Source organism: Bradyrhizobium sp. YCK136, assembly GCF_044570075.1.
GTDB classification, from domain to species: domain Bacteria; phylum Pseudomonadota; class Alphaproteobacteria; order Rhizobiales; family Xanthobacteraceae; genus Bradyrhizobium; species Bradyrhizobium diazoefficiens.
Map to the genome: position 1 here is coordinate 4,680,173 of NZ_CP172424.1, position 17,364 is coordinate 4,697,536.

Annotated in this window: 10 protein-coding genes, 1 tRNA gene and 4 pseudogenes; 3 read left to right on the forward strand and 12 right to left on the reverse strand. The window is 61.4% G+C overall.

The window, feature by feature from the left end; translation table 11 throughout:
• Positions 1-448: 448 nt before the first annotated feature.
• Positions 449-619 carry a hypothetical protein gene (locus ACFLEY_RS22920; RefSeq protein ID WP_165448161.1) on the reverse strand — a complete coding sequence of 57 codons (171 nt, stop codon included), beginning with the start codon at positions 617-619 and terminating at the stop codon, positions 449-451.
• A 271-nt stretch (positions 620-890) separates the two neighbouring features.
• Between ACFLEY_RS22920 and ACFLEY_RS22925 the strand changes: the two genes are divergently transcribed.
• Entirely contained in the window at positions 891-1,559 is a 669-nt protein-coding gene (locus ACFLEY_RS22925) for a hypothetical protein (RefSeq protein ID WP_038967478.1), read from the forward strand.
• Between the two features lie 333 nt (positions 1,560-1,892).
• Here ACFLEY_RS22925 and ACFLEY_RS22930 read toward each other — a convergent pair whose 3' ends face one another.
• From ACFLEY_RS22930 to ACFLEY_RS22960, 7 genes and pseudogenes are all read right to left on the reverse strand, one after another.
• Positions 1,893-2,105: a hypothetical protein gene (locus ACFLEY_RS22930; RefSeq protein WP_060912148.1), complete on the reverse strand. Its 213-nt coding sequence runs from the start codon at positions 2,103-2,105 to the stop codon at positions 1,893-1,895.
• 728 nt (positions 2,106-2,833) lie between these two features.
• Positions 2,834-3,085: pseudogene (locus ACFLEY_RS22935) on the reverse strand (hypothetical protein); the annotation flags it as partial.
• Between the two features lie 637 nt (positions 3,086-3,722).
• Positions 3,723-3,802, reverse strand: a tRNA-OTHER gene (locus tag ACFLEY_RS22940).
• 972 nt (positions 3,803-4,774) lie between these two features.
• Positions 4,775-5,914, reverse strand: a complete 1,140-nt coding sequence (locus ACFLEY_RS22945) for an SbmA/BacA-like family transporter (protein ID WP_011087429.1) — start codon at positions 5,912-5,914, stop codon at positions 4,775-4,777.
• Positions 5,907-6,872 (reverse strand): 1-phosphofructokinase family hexose kinase, encoded by a 966-nt coding sequence (locus ACFLEY_RS22950; protein WP_060912150.1) that lies wholly within the window; start codon positions 6,870-6,872, stop codon positions 5,907-5,909. The genes ACFLEY_RS22945 and ACFLEY_RS22950 overlap by 8 nt, the downstream gene beginning before the upstream one ends.
• A complete protein-coding gene (gene glk / locus ACFLEY_RS22955) occupies positions 6,865-7,842 on the reverse strand; it encodes a glucokinase (RefSeq protein WP_060912151.1) in 978 nt (325 codons plus the stop codon). Before glk ends, ACFLEY_RS22950 begins: the two co-directional genes overlap by 8 nt.
• Positions 7,839-9,174, reverse strand: a pseudogene (locus ACFLEY_RS22960) (GH1 family beta-glucosidase). Before ACFLEY_RS22960 ends, glk begins: the two are co-directional and overlap by 4 nt.
• A 190-nt stretch (positions 9,175-9,364) precedes the next feature.
• Between ACFLEY_RS22960 and ACFLEY_RS22965 the strand changes: the two are divergent.
• A complete protein-coding gene (locus ACFLEY_RS22965; RefSeq protein ID WP_396604938.1) occupies positions 9,365-10,705 on the forward strand; it encodes an agarase in 1,341 nt (446 codons plus the stop codon).
• 3 nt (positions 10,706-10,708) lie between these two features.
• Here the strand turns inward: ACFLEY_RS22965 and ppsA are convergent.
• The 4 genes and pseudogenes from ppsA to ACFLEY_RS22985 all read right to left on the reverse strand — a co-directional run bounded on the left by ppsA (position 10,709) and on the right by ACFLEY_RS22985 (position 15,098).
• Positions 10,709-13,134, reverse strand: a pseudogene (gene ppsA / locus ACFLEY_RS22970) (phosphoenolpyruvate synthase).
• A gap of 133 nt (positions 13,135-13,267) precedes the next feature.
• Entirely contained in the window at positions 13,268-13,606 is a 339-nt protein-coding gene (locus ACFLEY_RS22975; RefSeq protein WP_011087423.1) for a chaperone modulator CbpM, read from the reverse strand.
• Complete coding sequence (locus ACFLEY_RS22980) at positions 13,603-14,520, reverse strand: DnaJ C-terminal domain-containing protein (RefSeq protein ID WP_060912154.1); 918 nt, start codon at positions 14,518-14,520, stop codon at positions 13,603-13,605. The genes ACFLEY_RS22975 and ACFLEY_RS22980 overlap by 4 nt, the downstream gene beginning before the upstream one ends.
• A 20-nt stretch (positions 14,521-14,540) precedes the next feature.
• On the reverse strand, positions 14,541-15,098 hold the full coding sequence (locus tag ACFLEY_RS22985) for a nitroreductase (RefSeq protein WP_038967488.1): 558 nt from the start codon (positions 15,096-15,098) through the stop codon (positions 14,541-14,543).
• 150 nt (positions 15,099-15,248) lie between these two features.
• Here ACFLEY_RS22985 and ACFLEY_RS22990 point away from each other — a divergent pair.
• Positions 15,249-17,288 (forward strand): annotated as a pseudogene (locus ACFLEY_RS22990) (protein-L-isoaspartate(D-aspartate) O-methyltransferase).
• Positions 17,289-17,364: the final 76 nt, after the last annotated feature.

The window sequence follows — 17,364 nt, forward strand, 5'->3', positions numbered from 1 at the left end:
TGCAAACACGTTGATCAACAGACTGCAATCCCCACGCCAAACCTTTGCGAATGGGACGCGAACGTCGCTTACGGTCGATCGTTCCGGCGCTGAAGTGAATCCCCGGGCGCGCTTCGCGGTCCCCGGCTGGAGCGATGAAGCAACGCAGCGATGGCTGAACAGCGCCTCGTCCAATGTCGGCCGAGGCGGATAGCGGGTCGGTTACGTTGTCGGCCAGCGCCGGCGACCGTCGTAGACAAGGAAAAATCGGCGACGTGCTGTGAACCGGTTCACAGTCGGTCTCCGCGGCCGCTGCTATGAAGGCCGCATTGCTTTACCGATTGATATTTTGAAAACGCCCCAGCGCTTCCCACCAGGCGCTGGGGTTTTCAGTTGGATCACGGCAACGCCCGGAATTCGCGCAACGCGATCTGATGGGGGTAATTTCAGAAGAGGGAAGGCGGGGTGGCTACGCGGCCTGCTCCTCGAACGAGGTGTATATCCGGCCGGTTGGATCAACGATCTGAACGTCCCAGCACCCGTCCGCGACGAGCTCTCTGGCCTTCTTGAGGGCGGCCTCGAGTGACAGCCGCTTGAGGCTGACGACGCCTGCCGTGTCGAAACCGTTGATTTCAAACATGCCGCTCCCTCCTGTTTTGCTGAATCTTACACCTTTTGAGGGCGTTGTCTCGCGGCTTTGTCGCGCTTCGGAGCAGGCTGCCCCATTGCTCATTCCATCGCCTGGACCCCGCAATCGGCCGGGGTGGCTGGGCCTGCCGGGCGGCCCGGCCGCTAACGTGAAATTAAGCCGAAAAGCCTACAATTTTAGACAGTTGTAGGTGGGTGCTGCGTAGAGGAGCCGTCGCGAGGACGTTCCGGCGTCGGCTTCCTTTTGCTCGCTCATGAGGTCAATGCAGATGACCACGACTTTGGAAGCGCAAGGCCTCGTCGAACAACTCGACCCCGCAGCGCTCGCGCTCGCAGCCGCCGCGCCCGAACCCGCCGCCCCGGAAGCTCCAGTTCCGGTCAAGCGCTCCAGCCGGAAATCGGTCCTGGCGCTGTCGGTGTGTGCTCTGGCCATCAACGGCTCGGCGGCCATCTATACATCGCCGGCCGATTTCTCGTCGCTGAATATCGGCAGTCTGGCCGAACTGCTTCCGCGCCGGGACGCATCCGCACCGAAACCGGATCCGGTTGTCGCCGCCTTGAAGGATATCCAGTCGGCCCAGCAGCAGCACACGGCTTCGCTGCAGGAGAACAACCAAGCATTGCAGCAAAATGCGGCGCTGCTGCAGCAGGACACAATGGTGCTGCTGTCCCTGCGCCAGAGCATCACGGACGAACGCTTCGACGTGAGGAAGATATCTTCGCAGCTGTCCACGCTCATCGCGAAGGTGGACTCGCTGCAAGGCGCAATGATGTCGGACGTCACGTCCTCCATTCGAAGAGCGAATGCTCGCTATGGACTGTCCGCGGCGATGCGCAAACGGATGGTCCGGCAGTCGAAGTCGGTGGGGCCTGTTTCGGTTGGAGGAGCGCCGCTGAGTATGCCGGCTGCAGTTGCGGCGCCGGAAAGCTGAAGATAGGTCGAACGAAACGCTTGGGACGGTTCCCGCACTGAACTGGCCCGCTGGTTTACGCTGGCGGGCCTCGGCGCTCCCGGCGCTCTGATCCGCAATTGAATCGGCAGCCGGGAGCCTTGGGGGCTGGAATGCAAGCCGTGCCACGCTCGCTCTTAAGCTGCAATCCGTGAGACGTCGAACTCCGGTAGTTGTACGGAGTCCATTTTCGGAACGGGGTCTTCTACTGTGAGAACATCGGCGAGATTTGAGTACCAGCCAATTTCTAGTTGTCCGGGAATGCCGCAGTGGGGGCTGGAACCACCCTGCGGCTTTTCCCGTTTGGCTTAGTTCCTAGCCGTCGCGGCACGGAACGCCGAAGTTGTCGCAGGTGAGAGCGAAGGTTTCTTTCGCCTTCGCATCTTCAAAGCAGAAGCGCGTGCCGACATCGGCATGATCGATCCACCAATCAAGTTTACTGTCCTTTGCAATGCGCGAGGCTTCTCCTCGCAGCAGATCCAACTGTCTTCCAGCAACGTGGACGATCAGGCAATTTTCCTTGGTCATGAATGACGTCCTTATAATTGAAGCAACGGCTCAATTTGATTCCGACTAAAAATGAAAATCGTGTGGCGTCTCCCGAGAGAAGACGATCATTGATCCCGTTTCAGCTTGCGTCGTCCCCAATATGCGGTTCCTTGCCCTTGGGATTGAGCTCCGGGACGTAATGTCTGTTCATCGGGTCCGTGTGGTTTTCGCAGACCTTCCGCCTCCGACGGAGTGCCCCTTTTGGGCAGTTCGTTTCGGCACTTCACCGGCGTAAATTGAACTTGCCGACCGTGCTGGCTTTACCCCTTCCAGCCCCAGCAAGGAAAGGCAGGCGGCCCTACCACGCTATCAGCGAGGCGGGGTCGCTGCGTGTGGGGACGTGGAAAGGCAGCGCCACGGTTCACGCTGGCGGGCCTTCCTTGGGAAATTTGCGGGTGGCTGTCCGCTGTGGGGTGGCGTTGCAAGCTTCGATAGCTTTCCGATAATACCCCGCCACCTTGAGAAGACCCTCACGCTCAAGATCGAGGGAAGCGATGGCTGCGTGCTCTCTGCAAGCGCGTTCGAGCCTGCGGAATTCCTTTAATTCCCGGTTCAACGACTGCTCCTCAGGCCCGAGGGACGCGATAAGCGGCGAGACCAGCAATGTATCCAATTGCCGAAAGTTCCCGCTTCATCAACTCGCACGCGAAATATGGCCTTTTTGCAGCGGTCTCACGTGCGTTCGAGCTCGCGAACTGCGGCGGCACGCCGCTCTCGAAATCTGGCCTGACCTCAGCTCCGCGGCGGCCGCAACCGGCACAGACGAAGCGCGGCTCGATACCAGAGAGGCGAACATCGTCAGGCCAGCGATCGGCGCTCAGAGTTCAGAGCGATATGATGGCCGCAATGGCAATAGACGAGGACGCCGCGCAAGCCCATCTCCCGCATCTCGCCGAAGTGATCTTGACGGGGCGGCCGTCAACGTGCGTGGGCGTGTGGCGGCGGGCAGGGCGGGGCATGCCGCCATCGAAACGCGGCGCAGGCCAGAGTCAAATTATCAATCCCTTGGGTCTCGGAACGCGCGCGAGCTACTGCGCGTCGTGGGGGCTTCGGTCCCGCGCTCACGCCGTCGGCGCTGAACTTGAACGAGCTAGGTTCGCTTGGCGATTTTTTCTTTTGCCCTTTCTGGGCGTGGCCAGCTGCCGATCATGCTTTTCAGGCCGATCCCATCGAGTTGCAACCGCTCCCCCCGACGGCGGAAATCGGGCGGCCCAGCGCTGTTCGAACCTTCGTTGAAGGTCTAGGGGGATGGTACTCATAACCCGCCTCCGTCCTCCTGCTCTGGTCCTTAACGCGTGTCGCGGTCGAAGGCTCCTTACGCGGCCCGTCCTTGACCTGAGCGGGGCGCCGGAGTCTGATCAGCCGCATGGGGCAATATCAACACGACATCGACGAACTCGCGCGCATGGAGCGCATCTGCCTGGAATTGGCAGGGCAGGCGACCACGGCTGAGGAGCGCGCCGGCCTGCTTGTTACGGCAAACAATTGCAGGGCCGAGATCTCCGACCGTGAGAGCAGCAATCGAATTGTCAGCACAGTGCCCACACGGGGCTTTTTCAATCGGTTGATGGTCTGGCGTAAGCTATTGAATTTGCTTGGTGAGCGCGCTGGGGCTCGAACCCAGGACCCCGTGATTAAAAGATCAGGACGCCGCTGACACCCATTTCGCGCATCTCGCCGAAGGTGATCTTCACCGGGCGGCCGCCTGGCAGGGTAGGGCCGATGCGTCTGATTGGGCGAGGCATCCCGCCAAGAATGGCTTGCCCAGAGCCGAGTCAAATTGTCGATTCCCAGCAGGTCGGAACGGCGTCGGGCGACTGCGGGTCGTGGGTGGAAATCTCGCCTACAGCACAACTCCTCCTGGTGGGAGTGCGGCTTCAGCTTGCGCTTCTTGATGACCTTGCGGCGAGGGGGGCGGCGCGACTAGCGCGCATCTCATCCAAGGCCCTCCGCCGCCGTCGATGACTTTGAAGGACATGCCCGTCTCCCTGTCTGGGCAAAGCTGCCTTCGCTCTCGGCGGTTGTCCAGCCACCGCGTGCTGTGCTTCCGTCATCGTCTGAACCACAAGGGCTAGAAAATTCGCGTGACGATCCCGGCCTTGGCGCCCTAATAAGGATCGAGGGGGCAAACTGCATGAGCGTTACACCAATCGCACTTCACAGAGCTTCGGCCGTAGGCGCCTTCCGCTGGACTGTGTTCTTCTTTGTCGCCATTGCGGCTTTTGCTCAGCGAGACGAAAAAACAGGGACAATCCTGGCGACACTCGTCTTTCTGATTGACGTGGTATCGTGGAACCTCGGCGAGCTGATCGCAGCAACCACAGTCGCGTCTTCGAACCAGCAATGGCACAGTACGCTCACCGATCGGTTGATTTTCGAGAAAACTGCTCGATCGCTTCCGCGATCGTCAGCATATCGATTTCGAGCAGATCACTCGGGAGGGCACGCGGGCTGCGACCGAGGACGTCAATAAGTATATGCGCGACACGACGTTCTGGTCAGAGTGGGGTGGCTTTAGAAAGACGCTTCTTGGGATCGGATATTATCTTTGGTTCTGGATCAGCTATAGGGCCGCGGCGACCTTCGTTCCGGCGTCCGCCAAGGGCGCATTTACTGTGAGCGCTGCTCTCGACTTGAAGGCGGCGCGCCTATGTTTGCCTGTTCGTTCCCGCGTACTTGTGTATCCGTCCCGGCTCGTTGTCCACGGCGGGACGATCGAGCTTATCCAACGCAAAAAGCAGCGACGCAACACGGTTGGCCGAAGCGGCCCATTCCGCAAGACGAGGATAGTTGTCCGTAAACCAGCTGCAGGCACTTTGGACCACAACGAACGCCGCCGCAGCCTGTACGACCTCGCCGAGGAGCATTGTGCCGGCAACATATTTTGGCATGCAGAGCAGCACGCCGATCACGGGCGTCAGCAGCGAGTTCGTGTGGGTTATGATTGTGAGGCGCACGAGTTGCCAGCAATAGTTCAGCCACGAAGCAATCACCGCCTTGAGGGCAGGGTGGATCGCGCGAATTCCATCGTCGCCTTTCATACCGGGCGCCATGCTTTCTCCGCTTTCACGCACATGGGTTCCAACGGCCCTCAACTGTGCCTCGGCCCGCTTGTTTTCCTCCAGAACGTCCGTCAGCCGGCGGCCGATCAACATCGTCACGGCTGCCACGGCGATCGAATAGACGACGACGGCGACGACCAGATAGCCGGGAATGGTCAGAGTGAGACCCGCTGCATCGATCGTGAGATTGCCTCCGACCACCCCGAGGATGCCGATAAAGGTGGCCGCTGTCAGGAGAGAAGCGACGAGCCCGAGAACGAGGTCGACCGGGAGGTCCGTTGCCAGTCTGCAGTCCTCGGCGATTCGATATTCAGGGGCCTGATAGTCTCCCGCCACGAAGTTCAGTCGCACAAAGCGATCCCGCTCCAGCCAGTAGCGGTAAAGCTCATCGCTGAGCCAGGCTCTCCACTTTCGCTGGAGCGTCATCCGCCCCCAGACCGAGAAGACGGCGAGCGACAGACTGGCCGCAGCGAGCGGCATGAATCGCAGCGCCTGGCTGAGGAGCTCTTTCCCGTCCTTGCGCTCGACCGCGTTGAAGAAGTCGCGATTCCAGAAGTTCAGCGAATACTGGGTCAGCAGTTGCAGAAGAACTGTCGCGACGAGCAACACGGTGAGAAGCCAGGCCCAGCCCGCCGACTTGCCTTTCCAGAAGCCGCGAGCACTTTTCCAGAAGCGCAGCAGCAACTGCCGTTCGCCGGGCGAGTGGTATGTCTCGTTGCTAAGCATGATAGCCGGCTATGATTGTGACGTTCACGTTGGATGCGAGGCGATGAACGTCCGCACCGAGGCAAAGCCCCGTTCCGGGACTGAGCAGCGCCGCCGAACCGCCGGCAACACCATAACGCAGGGCGCTATCGAGCTTGTCGCCATTGGCGAGGCGCGACACCATCGCCCCCAGGAAGCTGTCGCCTGCGCCGGAAACGCTGACAGGCTCCAAAGGAAGGCCATTCGCACGCAAGGCGATGTCGCGCGTCAGGAGCAGGGCCCCGCCGGGGCCCATCGAGAGAGCAATGATCTCGATGCGATAACGATCGATCAGGCGGCGCCCCGCCTCCAGGAGCGAGGACTCGTCGGCGCCACTGATCCCAGCCAGCTCCTGAAACTCCCGAAGGTTGGGCTTGATGAGATAGACGCCCGCTTCCAGCGCGGCTTTGAGCGAGGCGCCGGACGCATCAACGACGACCTTTGCCGCCCCCGTCGATGCCCTGACCACCCTGCCGTAGAAATCGGCCGGGGCTCCCGGCGGCAGGCTGCCGCTTGCGATGACAAACGCAGCCTGCGGACTGAGACGCGCAATTGCGTCGAGATATTGTTGCCATTCAAATTCGCTGAGGAAAGCGCCCGGAAACACCAGTCGAAATTGCTCCCGGCTGGTCTCGTCGAAAATGGTGATGTCTTCGCGGGTATCGTTCGATATCGGGATCACGATGCTGCGCACGGCCTCGCGTTCAACCAGCGCCGTCAGGGTTTGCCCGGTTGCGCCGCCGGCCAGATAGACTGCGGTCGCCTCAAAGCCCAGCCGCTTCAGGACACGGGCCACATTGATTCCGCCACCGCCGGGATCGCGCTGAGGCTCGGCGCAGCGCATTTTCGTGTAGGGCACCATCTTGCTGACCGAGGTCGAGATATCGACAGCCGGGTTGATGGTCAGGGTGACGATGTCGCGTTGCGGTATCTCAGCCAATGCCTTCGACCTCCATCAGGTTACGGAGGCCGACGAATGCGACGTCGTCGTCCAGGATCAGATAGGCCGGTATCGGCTCGAGGAATTTTCGGAGCCGCCCCTTCTCCTCGAAGCGCTGGCGAAACTGGGACGCGGCAAGATAGTCCGGCAGGTGGCGCAAGATGCCGCCGCCGATGAATATCCCGCCTCTCGCGTTCAGCGCGAGCGCGAGGTTGCCCGCGACGGACCCCAGCATCGCGCAGAACATGTCAACGGCGGAGCGGCTGATCGGACACGTTCCCTCAATTCCGGCCCGCGTAATGTCGGACGCGCGGCGCTTTGGCGGCGTCGCGCCGTCGATGCAGGCGAGAGCGTCATACAGGTTCTCGAGCCCCGCGCCCGACAGAATGCGTTCGGCCGACACATGTCCGAAGCGTTGTCGCAAATGCTCAATCACCGCATCCTCGCGCAACGAACCGCCTGCCAGCGTGGCATGGCCTCCCTCGCTGGCGAGAACGATCTGTCCGCCGGGGTGTGGTATGCTCACCGCCATTCCCAGGCCGGTGCCGGGGCCGATCGCGGCAAGGGGTGCTCCCGGCACCTGCTGCCGCCCGCCGAGCTGCAGCAAACTGTCGGGGCCAAGCCGGGGCAGGGCCCATGCGACCGCTTCAAAGTCGTTGATCAAACGGACGGCCGAAAACCCATAGGCCCCGCGCAATTCCTCCGCGTCGACGATCCAGGAATTGTTCGTGAGTGCGCAGCGGCCATTCTGAACCGCGCCGGAGGCGGCAAGGATTGCATGAGCAGGCCTCTCGGCCCTGGCCGAAGCGCCGAGATAGGCAGCGAGGGCCTCCTGAGAGGTAGCGTGGTCCTTGACCGCCATATGTGTGATCGCGCCGAGCTCGCCGTCAGTCAGCAGTGCGAAGCGGGCGTTGGTCCCTCCAACATCTGCAAGCAACGCGGCTCGTCCTTCCAGCGTCGCCTTGATCATGGCTGCACCGCCCTGATCAGCCCGGCATACCAGCCGAACGACGATTTCGGGATTCGCCGCAGCGAAGCATAATCGACATAGGTCAGGCCGAACCTGATGCTGTAACTGGAGTCCCACTCGAAATTGTCGAGCAGAGACCAGACGAAATAGCCACGAACATCGACGCCGTGGGCCGCGGCGTTATTCATCGCGTTGATATAGGCCTTCAGGAACTCTATCCGGCCCGGGTCGATCACCGCACCGGTCTGGTCGGGCTGGCCGGAATCGCCGTAGCCATTCTCGAGCACGTAAATCGGCAGGCCGTACCGTGTGTGGACCGCCTGCAACGTCTCGCTGAAGGCCTCGGGATCGATCGGCCATCCGATCGGGGTCAAGGGGACGCTGGCGGGCTTGTCGCCGAAGTCGTAGCCCAGCATCGAATCCGCCCGTGCCTTGACATAGACCGGGCTATAGTGGTTCAGCCCGAACCAATCCAGCGGACGGCAAATCCGCGTCAGGTCGCCTGGCTGCATATGCGGTTCGATTGCCGCGCGCATCGATGGCGGATATTCGCCGCGGCATTGCGGATCCGGAAAGGCCGCGTTCCAGTACACATCCAGCCGTGCCGCAGCCGCTTCATCGGCCTCGCTTGCACTGGAAGGCCGGCATGGCTGTCGATTATGGATACAGCCGATCGAGGCGTCGATCACGTTGGCGCGAAGCACATCCACCGCCGCCCCGTGGGCGAGATTGACGTTGTGGATCATGCGGCGGAGCTTGTCCTCGCTGCTATGCTCCCGCTTGCCGAGCGAACGGCTGAACAGGCTGAAGATCGACGGCTCGTTGAATGTCGCAAAGCGCTTGACCCGGTCGCCAAATCGCGCGGCGATCAACGTCACATAGTCGGCGAACCACGCCGCCGACTCACGGTTCAGCCAGCCGCCGCGCTCCTCCAGGGCCTGCGGCAGGTCCCAATGATACAGGCACAGCCACGGTTCGATACCGGCGGCCACGAGCTCGTCGATCAGCCGGTCATAGAATGAAACGCCGGCCTCGTTGGCGGATCCGTGTCCCAGCGGCAGGACGCGCGGCCAGGCAACCGAGAACCGGTACGCCTGTACGCCCAGCGTCTTCATGAGGCCGACATCTTCGCGGTAGCGATGATAATGGTCACACGCGACGTCGCCGGTATTGTGATTTTTGATTTCACCGGACTGACAATAGATGTCCCAGATGCTGAGTCCGCGCCCCGTCCTCCTTCGTTGCCCCTTCGATCTGGAAGCTGGAGGTGGAAACGCCCCAGATGAAACCGGGGCGCAGGCTGGCGGTGTTTGGCAGTTGCGTTGTCGGCATGGACGACCTGCTTGGTCCTGCTCATCGGCGACCGGTATGCTGTTGCGCGGTCAGCCGCTGATCTCAGGCACGTTGTCTCACTGCGACATTGGTAGTCATGCCGGTTCCGAGTGGTATTGAGATAGGTCAAGAGGCCCCGAGCCGCTCGTGCAATGGATTGATATCCTTAGAACGTTGCCGGGGTCCGCGCTTGCAAAGAACGAAATGGGGAGGGGACGTCGACGACGACCTCAGAGGAAGCGGCTTCTTCCGCGTTTCCGAGCGCAATGGCGTATTCTGGCTCATCGATCCCGATGGTGGTAGATTTCTCTCGAAGGGGGTCGATACGGTCCGTTTCGATCAGGATCGGATCGGCGGGACCGAACGCGTGCCCTACGCCGAGGCTTGCCGGACTAAGTACGGCAGCCTGCAGATCTGGCGCACCGTTGTGTCTGACCGACTGGCAAGCTGGAAGTTCAACACGGTTGGCTGCTGGTCGGACGAACTCGTCGCCAGTGCGGGATCGCAATTGCTGGCGACGGCGCCGACCGCTGAGCTCGGCGCGTCCTTCCGCTTGCACCGGCGCGAGCAAGTCTTTCCGGACGTCTTCGATCCCGAATTCTCGGCGCATATCCGCGCAAGCGCCGATCAACGTTGCAGGCATCGGCGCAATGATCCCGGCTTGCTCGGTACCTTCATCGACAACGAACTGTACTGGTCACCCGACTGGCGCGGTGCCGACGAACTTCTGACGCTGTTTCTGAACCTGCCGTCTCATCGTCCCGGCAGGGTTGCCGCTATCTCGGGTCTGCAGGCGCATTATCGGGATTTTGCTCAATTCAATGCGGTATGGCGCACACGGGCGCGATCTTGGGAGGAACTCGGCAGGATTGAGAACGTCGTGGCGCCGTTCGTCAGGCTTCGGCCTGGCATCTTGAACGACGCGCTCGAGACCAAGGCCAACCTGGCAGATACCGCCCGCGAGGCGTTCTCAGCAGATTGCGATGCCTTCGTGGCCGTCGTGGCTGACAGGTATTTCGAAGTGTGCGTCTCGGCCATCAAGACGGCTGATCCCCATCATCTCGTGATCGGATCCCGGTTCGGCTGGCAGCCGCCGCGGGGAGTGATCGCCGCGGCCGGTCGACACCTCGATGTGATCTCCTTCAATTGCTACGAGTTCGACCCCGGTCCCGTCATCGACGCTTATGCCGCTACCGGCAGGACATGCCTGATCTCCGAATTCTCCTTCCGCGGCGACGACGCGGGCCTAACAAATTCCAAAGGGGCGGGGCCGCGTGTGGCCACTCAGACCGAGCGCGCCCGTGCCTTCGAGAGCTACGTTGTGGCGGCCCTCGGCAAGCCGAATGTGGTCGGTTATCACTGGTTCGAGCATGCCGATCAGCCGGTGCAGGGGCGCTTCGACGGCGAAGATTCGAATTTCGGCACGGTGACCGTCGACGACCGGGTCTATGACGAGCTTACGAAGACGATGACCAGGGTCAACGCCGCGGCAGAACGCATTCATGCCGCTGCCGTCCCGGCTGTGATCTGATCGTTACAGCGAGAGAAGGCCTCGCGTCTCGGATTTTGGTTGATTGGCTTCGGCGTCGGACACCACGGCCATGGTGCGAAACACGCTTGAAGGATTGACGCTGATCGAATCGATGCCAAGGCCTGTCAAGTATCGCGCGATCTCCGGATAGTTCGCAGGCGCCTCGCCGCAGATGCCGATATGGCGACGGTTCCGCTTTGCGCCGACCACCGCCTGCCGGAACATCTCCAGCATTCCTGGGTCGCGTTCGTCGAAGTCGAAGGCCACGATATCGGAATCCCGGTCGACCCCCAGCGTGAGCTGGGTAAGATCGTTGGACCCAATCGAAAAGCCATCGAACAACCGAGAAAACGCGTCGATCTGGATGACGTTATTCGGGATCTCGCACATGACGTAAATCTCGAGACCGTCTTCGCCGCGCCGCAGTCCATTGGCAGCCATCGTCGCGATCACGCGGCGGCCCTCCTCGACGGTTCGGCAGAACGGCACCATGACGCGCAGATTGGAGAGACCCATCTCCTTTCGCACTAGGCGGAGCGCGGCGCACTCCAAGGCAAACCCTTCGGTGTAGGCGGGATGACTGTAGCGGGAGGCGCCCCGGAATCCCAGCATCGGATTCTCTTCCCTCGGCTCGAAGCCTTCCCCGCCAATCAGGCTGGCATATTCGTTGGTCTTGAAATCGGAAAGCCGTACGATCACCGGCTTCGGATAGAATGCCGCGGCGATGGTGCCGACGCCTTCCGCCAGTCGTTGAATAAAGAAATCGGCCGGGCTCTTGAAGCCCTTCGTCAGGCGGGCGATTGCGGTCCGCGCCTTGGTTGACGTGACCTTCTCCGGCTTGAGCAGCGCCATCGGGTGAACGCCGATATGTTCACTGATGATGAACTCCATGCGGGCGAGGCCAACTCCGGCCTGCGGCTGCATCGCCGTGCGGAACGCCATTTCCGGGGTTCCGACATTGACCATGATGGCCGTGCGCGGCTGCCGCAGTTCGCTCACTGGCGTCCTGGTAACGTCGAAGGCAACCGCCCCCTGATAGACGCTGCCGATATCGCCCTCCGCACAGCAGATCGTGACGTCGGTTCCGCTCTTGATCTTCTCGGTCGCGTGTGTGGCGCCCACCACGGCGGGGATGCCCAGCTCTCGCGCCACGATCGCGGCATGGCAGGTGCGACCGCCCTTGTCGGTGATGATGCCGGCCGCGATCTTCATGACCGGCTCCCAATCCGGGCTGGTCGCCGGCGCCACCAGGATTTCACCCGGCCTGAAGGCCGCCAGATCGCGCGCGGTCGAAATGCGGCGCGTACGCCCTGAAGCGATCTTCTCTCCCACCGCGCGACCGTTGACGATGACCGGGCCGTGTCCCTTCAGGTTATACGTCTCATAGAAGTCCGACGAGCGCTGCGAGGCAACGGTCTCGGGCCGGGCCTGAATGATGTATAGCTTCCCGTCGACACCTTCCTTGGCCCATTCGATGTCCATCGGCATCGAAACGCCGGCATGTTTGGAGTAGTGGGCTTCGATCCGGACCGCGATCTCGGCAAGGCTCAGCACTTCGGCGTCGGAAATGCAGAATTTCTGTCGTTCGGCGTCAGGCACATTGCGGGTGGACGTCGCATGACTGCTCCCGCGCTTGCCATAAATCATACGGATCTGCTTGGCTCCGAGCCGGCGCCGCAGCACTCGGCGAAAACCTTGGCTCAGCGTCGGCTTGTGGACGTAAAATTCATCTGGATCGACCTGGCCCTGCACGATGGTTTCGCCGAGACCGTAGCAGCCGGTGACAAAGACCACGTCACGAAAACCCGTTTCGGTATCGAGCGTGAAAACGACTCCGCTCGCCGCCAGATCGGAACGGATCATTTTCATCACGGCGACGGAGAGCGCGACCTTGAAATGATCGAAGCCGTTGTCGATGCGATAAGAGATCGCGCGATCGGTGAAAATGGAAGCAAAGCAGCGCCGGCAAGCTTCGAACAAATCCTTTGGCCCGCGCACATTGAGAAAGCTTTCGTGCTGGCCGGCAAAGCTCGCCGTCGGCAGATCCTCCGCCGTCGCGGAGCTTCGTACGGCGACAGCGACCCCGATCCCGGCCTCGCGTTCAAGCTGCCGATAGGCTTCTACGATCTGCTCGCGCAGCAGCGGCGTGTCCATCGCCTTGTATATGACCTCGCGGGCCTTGGCGGCCTTGCCGGCGAGCTGTCTGATCTTGCTCTTGTCGATCCCGTCCAGAAGACGGTGCAGCTTGTCCGCGACCCCGTCTCGCGATAGCGCTTCGCGATAGGCGTCCGCCGTGACGGCGAAGCCATTTGGGACGGCAACCCCTTGGGATGCGAGAGCCGAATACAATTCGCCGAGCGAAGCGGTCTTGCCGCCAGCCCGACATCGCCCAATCCGATTTCGAGGAAGGATCTGATATATCCAGACATGCAAGCAACAGATCACGCCGGGCCTGTCCGGCCTTGAGGCAGGTCAACCTTTCGATGGATTTACGTGTCTCCCTACAAGCCGTCGATCACGTTCCGGAGCAAAGTCTGGACACGCTCAGCCGACGCCTTGAGGTCAAGATTTGAGCCCGCTCTGCTGCTGCGATGTCGCGGCTGCGATAGCGAGTTGAACGGTTTCGTCCTGCGTCTTGATGGCCCGGGTCAGGGAAAGCAGCCGTTGGCGGGTGTCGTAAAGCTGATCAAGCAGCGACAGCACCACCGGTAGCGCGTTGTCATCAACATCGAGCTCATAGGTCAGCGTACAAATGAGACGGATTCGCGCGCATTCCATGTCCGAGAACATCAGCGACCCTCCGTTCTGTTGCGGCGCGACCAGTTCTTCGCTGATCCAACGTTCGAGATCGCTGCGCTGGAGCGCGGAGATGGTGGCCAAAAGATCATCGACGTCCATCATGGCAACATATCCTTGCGTGGATCCTGAGGGTTTTTCGGCCGCCATGCTTCCAGAAATTCTACCAGTTCGGGTTCTTCGGCCGTAGGGAGGATCACCTTCAGCGTGATCAATTGATGTCCGCGCTGCCCGGTTTTTCGGTTGCGGATACCTCTTTCGCGCAGCCGCAGTGTGGTGCCGGAATTCGAACCCTTCGGGACTGTCACCGTTACCGGTTGAGTGATTGTCGGCACCTCGATCTTGCCTCCCAGCACCGCCTCGCGCAGGGTTACGGGTATTTCGACATGGATGTTGTCGTCCTTGCGGTGAAAGAACGGATGCGGCTGGATGTGCAACTCGACATAGGCATCGCCTGGCGCCCCGCCGCCATAGCCAGGCATTCCCTGGCCTTTCAGCCGCAGCATCTGTCGGTCCTCGGCGCCCTCGGGGACAATCACCTCCAGGGTCTTGCCGTCCGGCAGCGTGATGGTGAGGGTGGCGCCGCTGGCGGCGTCCACGAAGGCCACTGGCAGCACATAGCTCCCATCCTGACCGCGCGCCCGGAATGCCCTCTCTGATCGTCGCCCTTTGCCGGCAAACGCTTTTGCCAGGAACTCTTCCAGATCCTCGTTGCTGTCAAATCCATCCTGTGCGGCGTGCGAGGTGTAGGCAGGCCCGTCGGCGAAGTCGCGATAGAATCGCTCCTGCTGTCGCTCTGCGCCGCTGGCGTCGATCTCACCCGCGTCAAACCGCCGCCGCTTCTCCTTGTCCTTGAGCAGATCGTTGGCAGCCGAGATTGCCTTGAACTTGGCCTCCGCCTCCTTGTCGCCCGGATGGAGATCAGGATGAAATTTGCGCGCGAGTTTTTTGAAGGCGCTCTTGATTTCCTTGTCGGTCGCGGATCGGGTTACGCCAAGGGTCTCGTAAGGGTCTTTCATTTCACCTGATCCCCGAAGGTTTACGAAATCCAGTCAATCTTCGGGGCCTTTCTGGGAACGGGCGCCGCCGCTGTTTTGGGATGCCCTACGATAATGGGTGCGACTGGCACGGTCGTGCCGGAAAGCCTGAGCGACGATTTCCCCTCCGAGGTTCCAAGCCAGCCCTGCGCAAACCCGATCCAGCATGTTCCCAATCCGGCGGCGCAGGCAGCCAGCATCAAGTTCTCAGCCGCCAGGGCGCAATCCTCAACGACCCATGGGCCCTCGGGTGCCGAGATCACGACCAATGCCGGAGCGTGATAGAATATGTCGAAATCCGGATTTTCGAGGATGCTTTGGAAGTGATGCGATGCCAGCGCCGCCGCCGAGGTTTTGAGCATATGGGCCTTTGCCTCGCGGGAAATGCGCGCGAGCAACGTTTTGTCCCGCACGACTGTAAACAGCCATGGCTGGTGGTTGACGGCGCTGGGCGCCTGGATGGCAGCATCAATGAGTTTCCTCAATACGTCCTCGTCAACCGGTTGCGAGGTGAATTCGCGTACGGCGTGCCGACTATAGATGGCTTCCTTGAGATCCATGGCCGTCTCCATTTGCATTCAATGGATCCTGACGCGCTCGCCATTTCGCGGTTTGATGTCGATCAAATCGATGGGGGCGCAATGGTCCTAAGTTTTCTTGGAGATTGATCGTGCATGACTCAACCTAGCTGAGATGCAGGAGAGGCCATCATGGGATCGGTAGCGCTGAATCCAGATCGCCCTGGTGAAGTTAAGTCGTTTCCCGCGCTCCGGGTAGAGATGGTCAAGCGCCATATCGCCGCGCGCGGTGTGCGTGACGAACTCGTGCTCGAGGCAATGGGCAAGGTGCCGCGTGAGCTGTTCCTGCCAGCGAAGCTTCGCGAATTTGCCTACGAAGATTCGCCGCTCCCGATCGCCGGGGAGCAGACCATTTCTCAGCCCTACATCGTCGCTTTCATGGCGGAGGCGCTGATGCTCAAGGGCGGCGAGAAGGTGCTGGAGATCGGAGCCGGCTCCGGTTACGCCGCCGCGGTGCTGTCGGAGATCGCGGCCGATGTGTACACGGTCGAACGCCTCGGTCCGCTTGCGGAAGAGGCGGCGGCCACACTTACCGAGCTCGGTTACGATAACGTCCACGTGCTGCATGGTGACGGCACCAAAGGCTGGCCCGAACATGCGCCCTACGATGCCATCGTCGTAGCCGCCGGCGGTCCGCAGGTTCCGGAGGCGCTCAAGGAGCAGCTGAAGATCGGCGGCAGGCTGGTCATTCCTGTCGGCGCCGATCAGCGTACCCAGGAATTGGTGCGGGTCGTCCGCCTTTCGAAGGACGAATTTCGCAGCGAAGACATTGCAGACGTCCGCTTCGTTCCATTGATCGGAGAGGAAGGGTGGGCGGCCGCAAAAGGCGAGACCGCGCCCGCGCGCCGGGCGCTGCGGCCTGTTGCTCCGGACGAGGAAACGCTGGTCCGCAATATCGCCGACGCCGCCGAATCATTTCCATCCATCGAGGCGGCCGATCTCAGCCCGCTGATGGAGCGTATCGGGTCGGCGCGCGTCGTGCTGCTCGGCGAGGCGACCCATGGCACCTCCGAGTTCTACCGGATGCGCGAACGCATTACCCGCGACCTGATCGTCAAGAAGGGATTTCGCTTCGTGGCGATCGAGGCGGACTGGCCGGATGCCGCCCGGGTCGATCACTATGTGCGGCATTTCCAGTATCCGCCGTCGGAATGGACCGCGTTTGCACGGTTTCCGACCTGGATGTGGCGAAACACCGAGGTACGCGATTTCGTCAGCTGGTTGCGCAAACACAACGGTACGGTGGAGAACACCACGCGCGTCGCGTTTCACGGTCTCGATCTCTACAGCCTCTACGATTCAATCCGGTCGGTCCTGAACTATCTCGACGAAGTCGATCCAGCCTCGGCGCGTGTAGCCCGCGAGCGTTATGGTTGCCTGACGCCGTGGCAGCGCGATCCCGCCACGTACGGCCATGCGGCGCTGACCGGATCCTATCCGACCTGCGAATCCGACGTGGCGCACGCACTCACCGATCTCCTGGCGAAGCGCCGGGCGTATGCCGAGCACGATGGCGAGCGCTTCCTTGATGCCGAGCAGAATGCGCGCCTGGTGGCCAACGCCGAGCGCTATTACCGCATCATGTACTACGGCTCGCGCGCGTCGTGGAACCTGCGCGACAGTCACATGTTCGACACCCTCAAGAACCTGCTGGCATTTCACGGGCCGGACAGCAAGGCGGTGGTGTGGGCGCACAACTCGCATGTCGGCAACGCCGCGGCGACCGAGATGGTCGCCCGCGGCGAGCACAATATCGGGCAGCACTGCCGCAAGGCTTTTGGCGCACAGGCGTATCTGGTCGGCTTCGGCACCCACAGTGGCGCGGTTGCCGCGGCGTCCGATTGGGGCGGCCCGATGGAGGTCAAGACCGTCCGCCCATCGCTTCCCAACAGCTATGAACGGCTGTGTCACGCAACGGGCCTTCCGCGCTTCATGCTCGGTCTGCGCGGTCCCGGCGATCTCTGCGGTCCGGAGGGTCTCGGCAGGGAACGGCTCGAGCGGGCCATCGGCGTAATCTACAGGCCTGAAACCGAACTTGCGAGCCACTATTTTCAGGCCAGTTTGCCGCGGTAGTTCGACGAATATATCTGGTTTGACGACACCAGGGCGGTAACTCCGCTGGAGACCGCCGAAATCGCCGGGCTTCCCGACACGTATCCGTTCGGGGTGTGATCTCGCTATGAGCAGTCGGAGGGCGATAGAGAAAGCGGAGTCGTTCCGGCCAATGGAGCAGTTCGACGAGTGAATG

Excerpts from the sequence above, each read along its gene's own strand:
- ACFLEY_RS22945 (WP_011087429.1), bottom strand. The coding sequence starts at position 5,914 with ATGCTTAGCAACGAGACATACCACTCGCCCGGCGAACGGCAGTTGCTG.
- ACFLEY_RS22980 (WP_060912154.1), bottom strand. The coding sequence starts at position 14,520 with ATGAAAGACCCTTACGAGACCCTTGGCGTAACCCGATCCGCGACCGAC.
- ACFLEY_RS22985 (WP_038967488.1), bottom strand. The coding sequence starts at position 15,098 with ATGGATCTCAAGGAAGCCATCTATAGTCGGCACGCCGTACGCGAATTC.
- ACFLEY_RS22975 (WP_011087423.1), bottom strand. The coding sequence starts at position 13,606 with ATGATGGACGTCGATGATCTTTTGGCCACCATCTCCGCGCTCCAGCGC.
- ACFLEY_RS22925 (WP_038967478.1), top strand. The coding sequence starts at position 891 with ATGCAGATGACCACGACTTTGGAAGCGCAAGGCCTCGTCGAACAACTC.
- ACFLEY_RS22930 (WP_060912148.1), bottom strand. The coding sequence starts at position 2,105 with ATGACCAAGGAAAATTGCCTGATCGTCCACGTTGCTGGAAGACAGTTG.
- ACFLEY_RS22920 (WP_165448161.1), bottom strand. The coding sequence starts at position 619 with ATGTTTGAAATCAACGGTTTCGACACGGCAGGCGTCGTCAGCCTCAAG.
- glk (WP_060912151.1), bottom strand. The coding sequence starts at position 7,842 with ATGATCAAGGCGACGCTGGAAGGACGAGCCGCGTTGCTTGCAGATGTT.